This window comes from Streptomyces sp. NPDC102451 (genome assembly GCF_044765485.1).
In the GTDB taxonomy this organism is placed as follows: Bacteria; Actinomycetota; Actinomycetes; order Streptomycetales; family Streptomycetaceae; genus Streptomyces.
The window spans coordinates 95,942-111,697 of the sequence record NZ_JBIWKD010000005.1; the positions used below are offsets into that span (position 1 = coordinate 95,942).

Sequence of the window (15,756 nt, forward strand, 5' to 3'; positions counted from 1 at the left end):
TCGGTGGCCGCGCAGGATGCCGCTGTCGATTCGTTGCGGGACCGGGAAATCGGTGTCGAACAAGAACATCTGGACCGGGTCTACCACCGTCTCGAAGAGAAGATCGACGAGGCGGAATTTCTCATGCGGGACGCCAGCAAACGGGGCCAGGTAGGCACCCCCGGGGCACTCGCCGAACGGGACGCACAGGTCTTCCGCGCCGGAGTCCATCTCAACCGGCTGAACAGTGAGTTCGAGGACTTCCTCTTCGGGCGGATCGACCTGCTGCGCGGCAAGGACGGTGAACGCGGCCCGGACGGCGCCTTCACCTCCGTGGAGGCGGCCGACGACGCCGTGGGGGAGGACGACACGGCCGAGATCGCGGAGACCCTCCACATCGGCCGCATAGGAGTACTCGACTCCGACTACGCACCGCTGGTCATCGACTGGCGGGCGCCGGCCGCCGCGCCCTTCTACCGCTCGACGCCCAAGGACCCCGGCCGGGTCGTACGCCGCCGGGTCATCCGCTCCAAGGGCCGCAAGGTCCTCGGGGTGGAGGACGACCTCATGCGCCCGGAGCTGACCGCCCGGCTGAAGGGCGAGGAGCTGCCCGTCATCGGCGACGGCGCCCTGATGGCCGCGCTGGGCCAGGCCCGCAGCCACACGATGCGGGACATCGTCTCGTCGATCCAGGCCGAGCAGGACCTCGTGATCCGCGCCCCCGCCGCCTCCGTCACCGAGGTCGCCGGCGGCCCCGGCACGGGCAAGACGGCGGTGGCCCTGCACCGGGCCGCGTACCTCCTCTACCAGGACCGGCGCCGGTACGCGGGCGGCATCCTCGTCGTCTCGCCGACCCCGCTCCTCGTCGCGTACACCGAAGGCGTGCTGCCCTCGCTCGGCGAGGAGGGCCAGGTCGCGATCCGCGCGGTCGGCTCGCTGTCCGACGAGGCCGCGGGGGTGGAGGGCGCGACCACATACGACGAACCCGCCGTCGCCCGGATCAAGGGCTCGTCCCGGATGCTCCACGTGCTGCGCAAGGCGGCCCGCGGGGCGCTGGAGCAGCCCGCGCCCCGGCCCGCCCCGCAGGAGGGGCAGCTGGAGTTCGGGGAGGCCCCGGCCGAGGCGGGCACCCCCACCCGGCTGCGGGTGGTGGCCTTCGGCGCCCGGGTGGAGCTGGAGGCCGACGAGCTCCGGCGGATCCGGCACAACGTCCTCGGCGGCACGGCACCCGTCAACCTGCTGCGCCCGCGCGCCCGCAAGCTGCTCCTGGACGCCCTGTGGAACAAGTCCTCGGGCCGGGGCCGCTACACCGACCCCGAGCTGGTCGCGGAGCTGCGTTCCTCGTTCGACGAGGACGTGTCCACCGAGACCCCGTTCCTCACCTTCCTGAACGCCTGGTGGCCGGAGCTCACCCCGCGCGGGGTGCTGGCCGCGATGTCCGACGAGCGGCGGCTCAGCAGATGGGCGCGCCGGATTCTGAACCAGGGCGAGGTGCGCCGCCTCGCCCGCTCGCTGAAGCGGCTGGACGAGGACGGCAAGGGCCCGCTCTCCGTCCACGACGTGGCGCTCCTGGACGAGCTGCAGACCCTCCTGGGCACCCCGGCCCGCCCGAAGAGGCAGCGGGAGGCGAGCCCGCTGGACCAGCTCACGGGTCTGGAGGAGCTGATGCCGCAGCGCGAGGAGACGCAGTGGGAGCGGGCCGAGCGGCTGGCGGCGGAGCGTACGGAGTACGCGCACGTCATCGTCGACGAGGCGCAGGACCTGACGCCGATGCAGTGGCGGATGGTCGGCCGCCGCGGCCGGCACGCGACCTGGACCATCGTCGGTGACGCGGCGCAGTCCTCCTGGTCGGACCCGGACGAGGCGGCCGCCGCCCGTGACGAGGCGCTCGGCAACCGGCCGCGGCGCCGGTTCACCCTGACCGTGAACTACCGCAACCCGGCGGAGATCGCCGAGCTCGCGGCCAAGGTGCTGGCGCTGGCCATGCCGGGGATGGAGTCCCCGGCGGCGGTCCGCTCGACGGGGGTCGAGCCGCGCTTCGAGAGCGTACGGGGCGGGGACCTCGCCTCGACCGTCCGCGAGGAGGCCCGCAGGCTGCTCGCGGAGGTGGACGGCACCGTGGGCGTGGTCGTCGCGATGAACCGCCGCGCCGAGGCCCGTGGGTGGCTGGAGGAGCTCGGCGGGCGGGTCGTGGCGCTGGGCAGCCTGGAGGCGAAGGGGCTGGAGTACGACGCCACGGTGGTGGTCTCTCCCGCGGAGATCGCCGACGAGTCCCCGGCCGGGCTGCGGGTGCTGTACGTGGCACTCACCCGTGCGACGCAGCAGCTCACCGTGGTCTCCGGGGAGCGCGACATGCCGGACGAGGCCGGTGTCCCGGACCTGCTGAGGGACTAGGGCCTCTCGTTTGGATCATGCCGGGCTCGCCTGATCCAAACGAAAGGCCCTAAGGGCTGTCCCGTAATCCCTGGTGGATCAGCGCACGGCGTCAGATGCGGTGCATCGCAAGGCGGAGGGACGTCCGCATACTGGATGTATTCGGGCGTTCCGACAACGCGGCGAGGTGCCGTAGCTGTCGTCGTGCGCCCGCCAGGGATTACGGGACAGCCCTTAGGCCGCCAGGCTTTCCCGAGTCAACCCGGCGCACGGGAATCACTTTTCCGGGGTCTTTGTTAGCCTGGTGTTGGCACCGGCTCGATCCAAGCCCCCGGGCCCAACCTTCGTCGCTTCGAGCGACCACTTGCCGCGAGGCGAGCATGGCGGGCCGGTGTCACCTGACAGCAAGAAGACAGACCCGCGTCACCTGAGGGTGGCGCGGGTCTGTTTGTGTTGCCGGGATGTTCCTGGGGGTGACCCGGGCCGATCCGGACCGTTCCGGGGTTACGCAGAACCGTCACTTCTCGTATGGTGGAAGAAAGTTTCCGAAAGGTGGCAGTCATTACCGGCTACCGGCCGGTAGGTGCGACGATCGGAACGCACGTACGGGGCAGTACCCCGTCTGCGTGCGGCAACGAAGCTCAGGAAAGCGAAGGACTCGGCCATGGCAACGGCGCCCAGCGTCTCGTACTCGATGACGGTCAGGCTGGAGGTGCCCGCGAGCGGCACAGCGGTCTCCCAGCTCACCACGGCCGTGGAGTCCTCCGGTGGCTCGGTCACCGGCCTCGACGTGACCGCTTCCGGCCACGAGAAGCTGCGGATCGACGTCACGATCGCGGCCTCCTCCACCTCGCACGCGGACGAGATCGTCGAAGGTCTGCGCGACATCGAGGGCGTCGTCCTCGGCAAGGTCTCCGACCGAACGTTCCTGATGCACCTCGGCGGCAAGATCGAGATGGCGTCCAAGCACCCCATCCGCAACCGTGACGACCTCTCGATGATCTACACCCCCGGTGTGGCGCGGGTCTGCATGGCGATCGCCGAGAACCCCGAGGACGCCCGCCGGCTCACCATCAAGCGGAACTCCGTCGCGGTGGTCACGGACGGCTCGGCGGTCCTCGGCCTCGGCAACATCGGCCCGATGGCGTCGCTCCCCGTGATGGAGGGCAAGGCGGCGCTCTTCAAGCGCTTCGCCGGCATCGACGCCTGGCCGATCTGCCTGGACACCCAGGACACCGACGCGATCGTCGAGATCGTCAAGGCGATCGCCCCCGGTTTCGCGGGCATCAACCTGGAGGACATCTCCGCCCCCCGCTGCTTCGAGATCGAGGCACGGCTGCGTGAGGCCCTGGACATCCCGGTCTTCCACGACGACCAGCACGGCACCGCGATCGTCGTCCTGGCCGCGCTGACCAACGCGCTCCGCGTGGTGGGCAAGTCCATCGGTGACGTACGGGTCGTCATGTCCGGCGCCGGCGCGGCCGGTACGGCCATCCTGAAGCTGCTCATCGCGGCCGGCGTCAAGCACACGGTCGTCGCCGACATCCACGGTGTGGTGCACGCGGGCCGCGAGGACCTGGTGGACGCCACCCCCGACTCGCCGCTGCGCTGGATCGCCGACAACACCAACCCGGAGGGCGCCACCGGCACCCTCAAGCAGGCCGTCGCCGGCTCCGACGTCTTCATCGGCGTCTCCGCCCCCAACGTCCTGGACGGCGCCGACGTCGCGGCCATGGCGGAGGGCGCGATCGTGTTCGCGCTCGCGAACCCGGACCCCGAGGTGGACCCGGCAATCGCCCGCGAGACGGCGGCCGTTGTCGCCACCGGGCGCTCCGACTTCCCGAACCAGATCAACAACGTGCTGGTCTTCCCGGGTGTCTTCCGCGGCCTGCTGGACGCTCAGTCCCGCACCGTCAACACGGAGATGATGCTCGCCGCGGCGCGCGCCCTCGCCGACGTCGTCGCGGAGGACGAGGTGAACGCGAACTACATCATCCCCTCGGTCTTCAACGACAAGGTCGCGGGCGCCGTCGCGGGCGCCGTCCGGGAGGCCGCGAAAGCGGCCGGCGTCGCCGAGGCGGCGTCCGACCCCGCGTAGGACCGTACGACCGCACGGCCCTGTCACACGCCGTCCGCGGGGGTCGGCCACGGCTCCCGCGGACGGTGCCGTAGCTCACGTCCGGGCGGCCCGTCCGGCGCGTCGCGGGTCGCGGCGTCCCAAACGCCCCTTTAGGGTGGGCGGGCAGCGAGCCCCACAGGCCCGGCATCCGCTGCGGACCGCTCCAACAAGTCGACGGAACGTCATCACAGGCATTCGGTGGTGCTTTTCGTGTGACGTCGAGGGGTTCCGGATTGGCGTTAGCGCCGCAGGTGGGGGCAGGATGCGTATTCGGGCGCGAGGGTCTGACATCAGACCCGGGTCCGGGGACTGTCAGAGGGCCCTGGCAGCATCGGCTTCGATCTCACGCCTCACAGGCAAGAAGAACACGGGAGTACAAACATGAACCGCAGTGAGCTGGTGGCCGCCCTGGCCGACCGTGCCGAGGTGACCCGCAAGGACGCCGACGCCGTTCTGGCCGCCCTCGCCGAGACCGTCGGCGAGATCGTCGCCAAGGGCGACGAGAAGGTCACCATCCCCGGCTTCCTGACCTTCGAGCGCACCCACCGTGCCGCTCGCACCGCTCGTAACCCGCAGACCGGCGACCCGATCAACATCCCGGCCGGCTACAGCGTGAAGGTCTCCGCGGGCTCGAAGCTCAAGGAAGCCGCCAAGGGCAAGTAAGGCCCCCAAGGCATCAAGAAGGGCGGCCGTCCTGACCGGGGCGGCCGCCCTTCGGCATACCCGGAGGCCGACGCGGGAGCCTTCAGCCGCGCGCACATCGCCCGTACGGGGGCTGTGAGGCGGCCTGCGGCCCCCCGGCGCCCCCTGTCGGCCCGGGGGGAGGCCACCCGCCCCGTTCGGCTCTGTACGGGCGTTCTGCGGCGCCCGTACGGGGCGGCCGGGACGGGTGGACGCAAAAGTCCGCCGCCCCGGTCCCTCACGGGGGCCGGGGCGGCGGACTGTGGTGCGGGGGTGCGCAATGCTGTGTGCGGCAGCACTGTGCGCGCGCCGGAGCGCGCCGGGCGGAGCGTCAGACGAGTGAACCGCCGGGCAGCTCGACCTTGGCGCCGAGCTTCTCGAGCTTGTCCATGAAGTTCTCGTAGCCGCGGTTGATCAGGTCGATGCCGTGCACCCGGGACGTGCCCTGGGCCGCCAGGGCGGCGATCAGGTACGAGAACCCGCCGCGCAGGTCGGGGATGACCAGATCCGCGCCCTGGAGCTTCGTGGGCCCGGACACGACCGCGGAGTGGAGGAAGTTCCGCTGCCCGAAGCGGCAGTCGGAGCCCCCGAGGCACTCGCGGTAGAGCTGGATGTGCGCACCCATCTGGTTGAGCGCCGAGGTGAAGCCGAGCCGGGACTCGTAGACCGTCTCGTGGACGATCGAAAGACCGGCGGCCTGCGTCAGGGCCACCACGAGCGGCTGCTGCCAGTCGGTCTGGAAGCCGGGGTGCACGTCCGTCTCCAGGGCGATGGCGTTCAGCGCGCCGCCCGGGTGCCAGAAGCGGATGCCCTCGTCGTCGATCTCGAAGGCACCTCCGACACGGCGGAAGGTGTTGAGGAAGGTCATCATCGAGCGCTGCTGGGCGCCGCGCACGTAGATGTTGCCCTCGGTCGCCAGCGCCGCGGACGCCCAGGAGGCGGCCTCCAGACGGTCCGGGATCGCCCGGTGGGTGTAACCGTCGAGCCTGTCGACACCGGTGATCCGGATGGTCCGGTCGGTGTCCATGGAGATGATCGCGCCCATCTTCTGCAGTACGCAGATGAGGTCCTCGATCTCCGGCTCGACGGCCGCGTTGGACAGCTCGGTGACGCCCTCGGCGAGTACGGCGGTCAGCAGCACCTGCTCGGTGGAGCCCACCGACGGGTACGGCAGCCGGATCTTGGTGCCGCGCAGTCGCTGCGGGGCCTCCAGGTACTGGCCGTCCGCCCGCTTCTCGATGGTCGCGCCGAACTGGCGGAGCACCTCGAAGTGGAAGTCGATCGGCCGGCCGCCGATGTCGCAGCCGCCGAGGCCCGGGATGAAGGCGTGGCCCAGGCGGTGCAGCAGGGGACCGCAGAAGAGGATCGGGATGCGCGACGAGCCCGCGTGGGCGTCGATGTCGGCGACGTTCGCGCTCTCGACGTGGGACGGGTCGAGGATGAGTTCGCCCGGCTCGTCGCCGGGGCGGACGGTCACGCCGTGCAGCTGCAGCAGCCCCCGGACCACCCGCACATCGCGGATGTCGGGCACGTTGCGGAGCCGGCTGGGCCCGCTGCCGAGCAGCGCGGCGACCATTGCCTTCGGCACCAGGTTCTTGGCGCCTCGGACGCGGATCTCGCCCTCCAGCGGGGTGCCGCCGTGGACAAGCAGGACATCGTCTGTGCCGGTCATGTATCTCGCGTTCCGGAGTGGTCGGGCAGGGGGCCATCAAAAGGGTAATGGGCTCACGCCCCCCTTCCGTAGGGCGCCGGGGGGTATACGAATGTCATGAATCGGCCACAACACGTTCTGCTCCCCGGGCCTTGCGGAGGGTCACCGTCCGCAAGGCCGCTCCGGCGGCCCCCCGGCCGAGCGCTCCCCGTGCGCCCGTGCGGCGTCCGTACGCCCTGAGCTGCGCCGCTGCGCCGGCCGGGGCCGGGCGGGCCACTTGGCCCCCACGGAGGGCCGGGATGCGGGATCATCTGTGCCATGACGGAGGTGTCCTCGCTCACAGGGCGGCTGCTCGTGGCCGCGCCCGCCCTGGCGGACCCGAATTTCGACCGTGCGGTGGTGCTGCTCCTCGACCACGACGAGGAGGGCTCGCTCGGTGTGGTCCTGAACCGTCCGACCCCGGTCGGCGTCAGGGACATCCTCGCGTCCTGGGCCGGTCTGACCGGCGAGCCGGACGTGGTCTTCCAGGGCGGCCCGGTCTCGCTCGACTCCGCGCTGGGCGTGGCGGTGATCCCCGGGGACGAGGGGGCCTCCCCGGGTTCCCGGCTCCGCCCGGGCGGCGGCGGGGCTCCCATCGGCTGGCGCCGGGTGCACGGGGCGATCTGTCTGGTGGACCTGGACGCGCCGCCGGAGCTGCTGGCCGCGGCGCTCGGTTCGCTGCGGATCTTCGCCGGATACGCGGGCTGGGGACCGGGCCAGCTGGAGGCGGAGCTCTCGGACGGCGCCTGGTACGTGGTCGAGTCGGAGCCCGGCGATGTCTCCTCGCCACGCCCGGAGAACCTCTGGCGTGCGGTTCTGCGGCGCCAGCGCAGCGAACTCGCGATGATCGCGACGTATCCGGACGACCCTTCGGTGAACTGATGCGCGGAGCTTTCAGTACGCTTGGCAGTTATGAGCACTCTTGAGCCCGAGCGCGGGGCAGGTACGGGGACCCTCGTAGAGCCGACGCCGCAGGTGTCGAACGGCGACGGTGACCACGAGCGCTACGCCCATTACGTCCAGAAGGACAAGATCATGGCGAGTGCCCTGGAGGGCACCCCCGTGGTGGCGCTGTGCGGGAAGGTCTGGGTCCCGGGCCGCGACCCGAAGAAGTATCCGGTCTGTCCCATGTGCAAGGAGATCTACGAGTCCATGGGCGCCGGTGGCGACAAGGACAAGGGCAAGGGCGGCAAGGACAACAGCGGCAAGAAGTAGCCCGCCCGGCCTCTTATCCCTTTTTCCCTCCTGTCCGGACCCTGACCCCGGCCCCCGGGGCGCGCGGAGACGCGCGCCCCGGGGGCCGTTCGCATGCCCGGGAGCCCCGGGGCCGTTGCACGGGCTGCACCCCGGGGTCACAGAGTGGTTGAGACCACTTGTCGGCGTGGTGAGGCGCCCTTAGTCTCCTGCAGGTTGTGCAGAACGAAACGCACGTTGCATGGAATGCAACGATTGACCGGTAGGGGTCCCGGATGAAGCTTTCTGCCCGAATCGCCGCTCCGGCCGCGGCACTTGTGCTGGCCGGCCTCACCGCCACCGCCTGCGCGCCGCAGACCTCCGACACGAGCGCCGAGGGCGACAAGAAGTCCGGGACGCTCCGCGTCTGGCTCTTCCAGGAGGTCGGCAACAAGCCCAAGGAGAAGGTCGTCGACGCGGCGGTCGCCGACTTCGAGAAGGCCCACGAGGGGGCCGAGGTCGAGGTCGAGTACATACCCGTCGACACCCGCGCCCAGCGCATCAAGGCCGCCTTCAACGACCCGAAGAGCGCCCCCGACCTCATCGAGTACGGCAACACCGACACCGCCGGATACGTGAAGGACGGCGGACTGGCCGACGTCAGCAAGGAGTTCGCGGCCTGGGACGAGGCCAAGGACACCGACCCGACCGCCAAGCAGTCCGTGACGGTGGGCGGCCAGGTCTACGGTGCGCCGTTCTTCGTCGGCGTACGGGCGCTGTACTACCGCACCGATGTCTTCGAGGACCTCGGCGTCGAGCCCCCGAAGTCCCAGGACGAGCTGATCTCCACCGCCAAGAAGATCCACGCGAAGAAGCCCGGCCTCTACGGCCTCGCGGTCGGCGGCGCGTACACCTACGGCGCCATGCCGTTCATCTGGGCGCGGGGCGGCGAGCTGGCCGACGAGACCGGGGTGACCTACCAGTCCGCCATCAACAGCGAGAAGGCCCGGAAGGGCATCGAGGCCTACACCTCGCTCTTCGGCGACGACAACTGCCCCGCGGCCAAGTGCGCGGCCATGGGCGGCAACGCGACCGTCACCGCCTTCGCTTCCGGGAAGGCGGCAATGGCGATCGGCGGCGACTTCAGCCACGCCGCGGTCGAGGCGGGCACCGTGAAGGGCAAGTACGCCGTCGTGCCGCTGCCCGGCGTGAAGAAGGGCACGATCGCCCCGGCGTTCGCCGGCGGCAACAACATCGGCGTGCTCAAGAGCAGTTCGCACCGCACCCTCGCGGTCGACCTGATGAAGTCCCTGACCGGTAAGAAGACGCAGGCGAAGATGTTCGACGCCATGGGCTTCCTGCCGACGTACACGGACGTGCTGGACACCGCCGCGGAGAAGGAGCCCTTCGTCGGCCCCTTCGTCGACACGCTCGGCGCGGGCGCCAAGTTCGTCCCGGCGTCACCGGCCTGGGGCCAGATCGACGCCTCGCTGGTGCTCCCGAACATGTTCCAGGAGATCGTCAGCGGCCGTAAGGACGTGGCCACCGCCTCGGACGACGCGGCGAAGAAGATGGACGCGGCGTTCGCCGAAGCGGGCTGACGATGACCGCGAACACCGCACCGCCCAAGGTCCCCGCCGTGTCCGGGGCGAGCGGGGCTCCGGCCCGCCCGCCCCGGCGCGTCCCGGCCTCCCCCGCGCGGCGCTCCGGCTGGACCCCCTGGCTCTATCTGCTGCCGGCGCTCGTCCTGCTCGGCGGGCTGCTCGTCTACCCGATCTACCAGCTGGGCCTGATCTCCTTCCTGGAGTACACCCAGGCCCAGGTCAGCGGCGGCGAACCGACCACCTTCCAGGGCTTCGGCAACTACGCCACGCTCTTCCGCGACAGCCAGTTCTGGCAGGTGCTCCTCGCGACCGTGGTCTTCGCCGCGGCCTGCGTCCTCGCCACCCTGTTCGTCGGCTGCGCCCTGGCCGTCCTGCTGACCCGCGTCCGCGCCCTGCCCCGGCTCGCGCTCATGATGGCCGCGCTGGGCGCCTGGGCCACACCGGCCATCACCGGCTCCACCGTCTGGGTCTTCCTCTTCGACCCGGACTTCGGCCCGGTCAACAAGGTCCTGGGGCTCGGCGACTTCTCCTGGACGTACGGGCGCTACAGCGCCTTCGCTCTGGTGCTCCTCGAAGTGCTCTGGTGCTCGTTCCCGTTCGTGATGGTCACCGTGTACGCGGGCATCCGGGCGATCCCCACCGAGGTGCTGGAGGCGGCCTCGCTGGACGGCGCCTCGCAGTGGCGGATCTGGCGGTCGGTCATGGCCCCCATGCTCCGCCCGATCCTGGTCGTCGTGACCATCCAGTCGGTCATCTGGGACTTCAAGGTCTTCACCCAGATCTACGTCATGACCAACGGCGGCGGCATCGCCGGCCAGAACCTGGTGCTCAACGTGTACGCGTACCAGAAGGCGTTCGCGTCCTCGCAGTACAGCCTCGGATCGGCGATCGGCGTCGTGATGCTGGTGATCCTGCTGGCCGTGACGCTGGTCTATCTGCGCCTGGTGCGGCGCCAGGGGGAGGAACTGTGAGCGCGCGCACGCTGCTGCGGGTACGCCGGCCCGGGAGGCTCGCGGCGGAGGCCGCGGCCCTCGTCATCGCCGTCGTGGTCGCCTTCCCGCTGTACTGGATGGTGCTCTCCGCCTTCAAGCCGACGGGCGAGATCCAGTCCACCGAGGCCCGCCCCTGGACCCTGGCACCCTCCCTCGACTCCTTCCGGCGGGTTTTCGAACAGCAGGAATTCGGCCGCTACTTCCTCAACAGCCTGGTCGTCGCCGGAACGGTCGTCATCGCCTCCGCGCTGATCGCGTTCCTCGCCGCCACGGCCGTGACGAGATTCCGCTTCAAGTTCCGCACGACCCTGCTCATCATGTTCCTCGTGGCGCAGATGGTGCCGGTCGAGGCGCTGACCATCCCGCTGTTCTTCCTGATGCGGGACTTCGGGCAGCTGAACACGCTGGGATCACTGATCCTGCCGCACCTCGCCTTCTCCCTGCCGTTCGCGATCTGGATGCTGCGCGGTTTCGTCAAGGCCGTCCCGGACGCCCTGGAGGAGGCCGCCTACATCGACGGGGCGAGCCGCACCCGCTTCCTCTGGCAGATCCTCTTCCCGCTCGTCTTTCCCGGCCTCGTCGCGACGAGCGTCTTCTCGTTCATCTCGACCTGGAACGACTTCCTGTTCGCGAAATCGTTCATCATCAGCGACACCTCCCAGTCGACGCTCCCCATGGCGTTGCTGGTCTTCTTCAAACCCGACGAGAACGACTGGGGAGGGATCATGGCGGCCTCCACGGTGATGACCATTCCCGTCCTGGTCTTCTTCGTCCTCGTACAGCGGCGCCTGGTCTCCGGACTCGGCGGCGCGGTGAAGGACTGATCGACGTATGGACCACCTGATCCCGGCACCGGTACGCACCGGCGGCGACGGCGGGGGCGTATTCCTCCTGGACGCGGCCACGACCCTCACGGCGGGCCCCGGCACCGAGAGCACGGAACGCTGGCTGCGCACCACGCTCGGGGCGGCCTTCGGCGTGCCGCTCGCCCCGGGCACCCCGGCGGACGGGACCGCGAACACCGTTGACACGAACACCGTCGATCTGCGCATCGATCCCTCGCTGGAGCCCGAGGGCTACCGGCTGACCGTGGCGCCCACCTCGGGCGTACGGATCACCGGGGGTGGCCCGGCCGGGGTGTTCTGGGGAGCACAGACCCTCCGTCAGCTCCTCGGCCCGGAGGCGTTCCGCCGCGCGCCCCTCGGTCCGGGCGATGAGCGGAAAGGCATCCCCTCCACGGAGATCGAGGACGGCCCGCGCTTCGGCTGGCGCGGAATGATGCTCGACGTGGCGCGGCACTTCATGCCCAAGGACGGCGTGCTGCGCATGCTCGACCTGCTGGCCGCCCACAAACTGAACGTCTTCCACTTCCACCTCACCGACGACCAGGGCTGGCGCGTCGAGATCAAGCGTCACCCGCGGCTCACGGAGGCCGGAGCCTGGCGCGCACGCACCAAATACGGCCACCGAGCCTCCGAACTGTGGGACGAGACTCCGCACGGCGGCTTCTACACGCAGGACGACATCCGCGAAATCGTCGCCTACGCCGCCGAGCGGCATATCCGGGTGGTCCCCGAGATCGACATCCCGGGCCACTCGCAGGCAGCCATCAGCGCGTATCCGGAACTGGGCAACACCGACGTCATCGATACCTCCGCGCTTTCCGTGTGGGACACCTGGGGGGTCAATCCGAACGTACTCGCCCCCACTGACAACACCCTGCGCTTCTTCGAGGGCGTCTTCGAAGAACTGCTCGACCTGTTCCCCGCCGAGACCTCGCCGTTCATCCACATCGGCGGCGACGAATGCCCCAAGGACCAGTGGAAGGCGTCACCGGCGGCACAGTCCCGCATGGCCGAACTCGGCCTGAGGGACGAGGACGAACTCCAGTCCTGGTTCATCCGCCACTTCGACCGCTGGTTCACCGCCAGGGGCCGCCGCCTCATCGGCTGGGACGAGATCCTGGAGGGCGGCCTCGCCGAGGGCGCGGCCGTGACGTCGTGGCGGGGCTACGCGGGCGGCATCGCGGCCGCCGAGGCGGGGCACGACGTCGTGATGTGCCCCGAGCAGCAGGTGTACCTGGACCACCGTCAGCACGGCGGCCCCGACGAGCCGATGCCCATCGGGTACGTCCGCACCCTGGAGGACGTCTACCGATTCGAGCCCGTGCCCCCGGGCCTCTCCGAGGAGGCCGCCGGACACATCATGGGCGCCCAGGCCAACGTCTGGACCGAGGTCATGCAGAACCGGGACCGCGTCGACTACCAGGTGTTCCCGAGGCTCACCGCCTTCGCCGAGGTCGCCTGGTCACGGCTCCCGGCGCCGGGGGAGCGGGACTTCGCCGATTTCGAACGCCGGATGAACACTCACTACGCCCGGCTCGACGCCCTGGGCGTCGCCTACCGGCCGCCGACGGGCCCGCACCCCTGGCAGCGGCGGCCCGGCGTCCTGGGTCGCCCGATCGAGGGGCCGCCCCCGACCGTGTGACCAGGGGCCCGCGCACCGGCCAGGGGAACCGAATAAGTCGTACGAACCCGCTGAAGAGTGTCAATTCGTGCGCCGGGCAGAAGAGCTGCCAAAGGTGACTTTTCCCCTGGTCGGGGACGGAAACACCCTTCGCGGACCCTCGCGTCGGACAGCCCGGAAGATGTGCCAGAGTTGCCACGTCCCGGCCGTGAGCACGTACCGTACGGCGGACAGGCGGGACTGCCGGGACACCGGGAAGGGGCAGCTGGGTTGACCACGCACGCACCGCAGGCGATGCAGTCGGTGACGCTCCCGGCCTCGCTCGACGAGGCCGTGGCGGCTCTCGGCGCCATGCCTGCCGCCGTCCCCGTGGCCGGGGGCACGGACCTCATGGCGGCCGTCAACAAGGGGCTCCTGCGGCCCTCGGGACTGGTCGGCCTCGGCCGCATCAGCGAGCTGCGCGGCTGGCACTACCAGGACGGCCACGCGCTGCTCGGGGCCGGGCTCACCCACGCGCGCATGGGGCGGCCCGACTTCGCCGCGCTCATCCCCGCGCTGGCCGCGTCCGCGCGCGCCGCGGGCCCGCCCCAGATCCGTAACGCCGGAACGCTCGGCGGGAACATCGCCACCGCGGCCCCGACCGGCGACGCCCTGCCGGTCCTGGCCGCCCTGGAGGCCGAGCTGGTCATCGCCGGCCCCGGGGGCGCCCGCCGTGAGATCCCCGTCTCGCACCTGCTCGCGGGCCGCGAGATGCTCGAACCCGCCGAGCTGATCGGCTTCGTCCGCGTCCCGCTGCTGCACGCCCCCCAGGTCTTCCTCAAGGCGACCGGCCGCACCGGCCCCGGCCGCGCCACCGCCTCCGTCGCGATCGTCCTGGACCCGGCCCGGCGCGGCGTGCGCTGCGCGGTCGGCGCGATCGCCCCGATGCCGCTGCGGCCCCTGGAGGCCGAACGCTGGATCGCCTCCCTGATCGACTGGGACGCCGAACGCGGCCTGGCCCCGGACGCGCTGGCCGCCTTCGGCGAGTACGTCGCGGCGGCCTGCATCCCGGACCAGGCTCCACCGGACGACGGGGGAGAGGCACCTCCGCTGTCGCCCGCCGTCCTGCACCTGCGGCGCACGGTCGCCGCGCTCGCCCGACGCGCACTGGGGAGGGCACTGTCGTGAGCAATGAAGAGAACCCCGAGCAGCAGCACGGGCAGCCCGACCCGTACGCCGGCTGGACGCCGACCCCGCAGGGCGGTGAGTACGACGCCGAGGCGACCGCCTTCGTCCACCTGCCCCCGGAGGACCTCGCCGACCTCGGGAACGACCCGCTGGCCGCTCCCGGCCACAGCTACGTACCGCCGATGATCCTTCCGCTGACCCCGGCGGCCGGTCTCGACCCCGCGGCGACGGGCAGCTGGGTCGTGCAGACGCAGAGCCAGCAGGAGCGGGCGGCCGGTCACGCCTCGGGCCCGGAGGCCGCGCCCGAGGCGGTGCACTGGCCCGACCCGAACCAGCAGCAGGATCCGTACCGGCAGCCGTACCCGGACACCTCGCAGTACGCGCAGACGTCGTCCACGACGGCCCAGTGGAACTTCACCGAGGCCGTCCCCGCCGAGCCCGAGCCCACGCCTGAGCCCGCCGGTCACACCGGCGAGTGGACGATCCCGGTGGCCGACGGCGACCTCCCGGAGGAGTCCGGCGAGTTCGCCGCGTCGGCGATGGCCCAGTGGTACGCGGAGGCGCCCCCGGCCACACTGCCGGGCGGTGCGCCCGCGCCGTGGGCGACGCAGGAGCCGGTGGCCGAGCCCGCACCCGCCGCGGAGGAGGCCCCGCCCGGGCCCGTGGAGGCTCAGGAGACCCCGGAGGCCGCCGGGGAGGCGCCCGAGGCGGCCGAGGCCCCTGTGGAGCCCGCCGGTGAGCCGGTGACGGCCGAGGAGCCCGCGGCAGAGGCCCCGGAGCCGTCGGCCGAGACGCCCGGGGCCGGCCACGAACCTGCCCCAGGACATGACCCCGAGCTCGCCCAGGAGCACGGCCCCGTGCCCACGGAGGCCACGGAGCAGCCCGCGGATCCCGCCCCGTCGGCCGCCCCCAGCGAGCACCCGTCGGCGTCGTACGTCCTCCATGTGAACGGCGCGGACCGCCCCGTCAGCGACGCCTGGATCGGTGAGTCCCTGCTGTACGTGCTCCGGGAGCGCCTCGGCCTCGCCGGCGCCAAGGACGGCTGCTCGCAGGGTGAGTGCGGTGCCTGCAACGTCCAGGTCGACGGCCGTCTCGTGGCCTCCTGCCTGGTTCCCGCCGCCACGACGGCGGGCAGCGAGGTCCGTACCGTCGAGGGGCTCGCGGTGGACGGCGAACCGTCCGACGTCCAGCGGGCCCTGGCCGAGTGCGGCGCCGTCCAGTGCGGCTTCTGCATCCCGGGGATGGCCATGACCGTCCACGACCTCCTGGAGGGCAACCACGCCCCCAGCGAGCTGGAGACCCGTCAGGCCCTGTGCGGCAACCTCTGCCGGTGTTCCGGCTACCGGGGTGTGCTCGACGCCGTACGCGAGGTCGTCGAGGGCCGGGAGGCGACCGCGGAGGCGGCGGCGAGCGCTCCGGACGACGCCGCACCACGCATCCCGCACCAGGCCGCCCCCGGCGCGGGCGGCGTCCAGGCACCCGAGCACGAGGGAGACGTCCGGTGAACACCGT

At 71.2% G+C, this 15,756-nt stretch carries 12 protein-coding genes; 11 read left to right on the top strand and 1 reads right to left on the bottom strand.

Annotated elements, in window-relative coordinates; translation table 11 throughout:
* Positions 1-3: 3 nt before the first annotated feature.
* The 3 genes from ACIRD8_RS13305 to ACIRD8_RS13315 all read left to right on the top strand — a co-directional run bounded on the left by ACIRD8_RS13305 (position 4) and on the right by ACIRD8_RS13315 (position 5,134).
* Positions 4-2,373 carry a HelD family protein gene (locus tag ACIRD8_RS13305; protein ID WP_403989805.1) on the top strand — a complete coding sequence of 790 codons (2,370 nt, stop codon included), beginning with the start codon at positions 4-6 and terminating at the stop codon, positions 2,371-2,373.
* A gap of 643 nt (positions 2,374-3,016) precedes the next feature.
* Entirely contained in the window at positions 3,017-4,450 is a 1,434-nt protein-coding gene (locus ACIRD8_RS13310; RefSeq protein ID WP_403989807.1) for an NAD-dependent malic enzyme, read from the top strand.
* 402 nt (positions 4,451-4,852) lie between these two features.
* A complete protein-coding gene (locus ACIRD8_RS13315) occupies positions 4,853-5,134 on the top strand; it encodes an HU family DNA-binding protein (RefSeq protein WP_003968811.1) in 282 nt (93 codons plus the stop codon).
* Positions 5,135-5,483: 349 nt separating this feature from the next.
* On the opposite strand, the gene murA is transcribed toward ACIRD8_RS13315, so the two are convergent.
* Positions 5,484-6,824 (bottom strand): UDP-N-acetylglucosamine 1-carboxyvinyltransferase, encoded by a 1,341-nt coding sequence (gene murA / locus ACIRD8_RS13320; RefSeq protein ID WP_014155976.1) that lies wholly within the window; start codon positions 6,822-6,824, stop codon positions 5,484-5,486.
* A gap of 297 nt (positions 6,825-7,121) precedes the next feature.
* On the opposite strand from murA, the gene ACIRD8_RS13325 reads away from it, so the two are divergent.
* The 8 genes from ACIRD8_RS13325 to ACIRD8_RS13360 all read left to right on the top strand — a co-directional run bounded on the left by ACIRD8_RS13325 (position 7,122) and on the right by ACIRD8_RS13360 (position 15,749).
* A complete protein-coding gene (locus ACIRD8_RS13325) occupies positions 7,122-7,724 on the top strand; it encodes a YqgE/AlgH family protein (RefSeq protein WP_403989809.1) in 603 nt (200 codons plus the stop codon).
* Between the two features lie 30 nt (positions 7,725-7,754).
* Complete coding sequence (locus ACIRD8_RS13330) at positions 7,755-8,057, top strand: DUF3039 domain-containing protein (RefSeq protein ID WP_042837321.1); 303 nt, start codon at positions 7,755-7,757, stop codon at positions 8,055-8,057.
* A 254-nt stretch (positions 8,058-8,311) separates the two neighbouring features.
* Complete coding sequence (locus ACIRD8_RS13335) at positions 8,312-9,616, top strand: extracellular solute-binding protein (protein WP_403989811.1); 1,305 nt, start codon at positions 8,312-8,314, stop codon at positions 9,614-9,616.
* 2 nt (positions 9,617-9,618) lie between these two features.
* Positions 9,619-10,590 (top strand): carbohydrate ABC transporter permease, encoded by a 972-nt coding sequence (locus ACIRD8_RS13340; RefSeq protein ID WP_403989813.1) that lies wholly within the window; start codon positions 9,619-9,621, stop codon positions 10,588-10,590.
* The gene (locus ACIRD8_RS13345) at positions 10,587-11,435 is read left to right on the top strand and encodes a carbohydrate ABC transporter permease (protein WP_403989815.1); all 849 of its coding nucleotides are present in this window, start codon (positions 10,587-10,589) and stop codon (positions 11,433-11,435) included. Before ACIRD8_RS13340 ends, ACIRD8_RS13345 begins: the two co-directional genes overlap by 4 nt.
* Before the next feature lie 7 nt (positions 11,436-11,442).
* Positions 11,443-13,098, top strand: a complete 1,656-nt coding sequence (locus tag ACIRD8_RS13350; RefSeq protein WP_403989817.1) for a beta-N-acetylhexosaminidase — start codon at positions 11,443-11,445, stop codon at positions 13,096-13,098.
* A 249-nt stretch (positions 13,099-13,347) separates the two neighbouring features.
* Positions 13,348-14,244 (top strand): FAD binding domain-containing protein, encoded by an 897-nt coding sequence (locus ACIRD8_RS13355; protein ID WP_403989819.1) that lies wholly within the window; start codon positions 13,348-13,350, stop codon positions 14,242-14,244.
* On the top strand, positions 14,241-15,749 hold the full coding sequence (locus tag ACIRD8_RS13360; protein ID WP_403989821.1) for a (2Fe-2S)-binding protein: 1,509 nt from the start codon (positions 14,241-14,243) through the stop codon (positions 15,747-15,749). Before ACIRD8_RS13355 ends, ACIRD8_RS13360 begins: the two co-directional genes overlap by 4 nt.
* Positions 15,750-15,756: the final 7 nt, after the last annotated feature.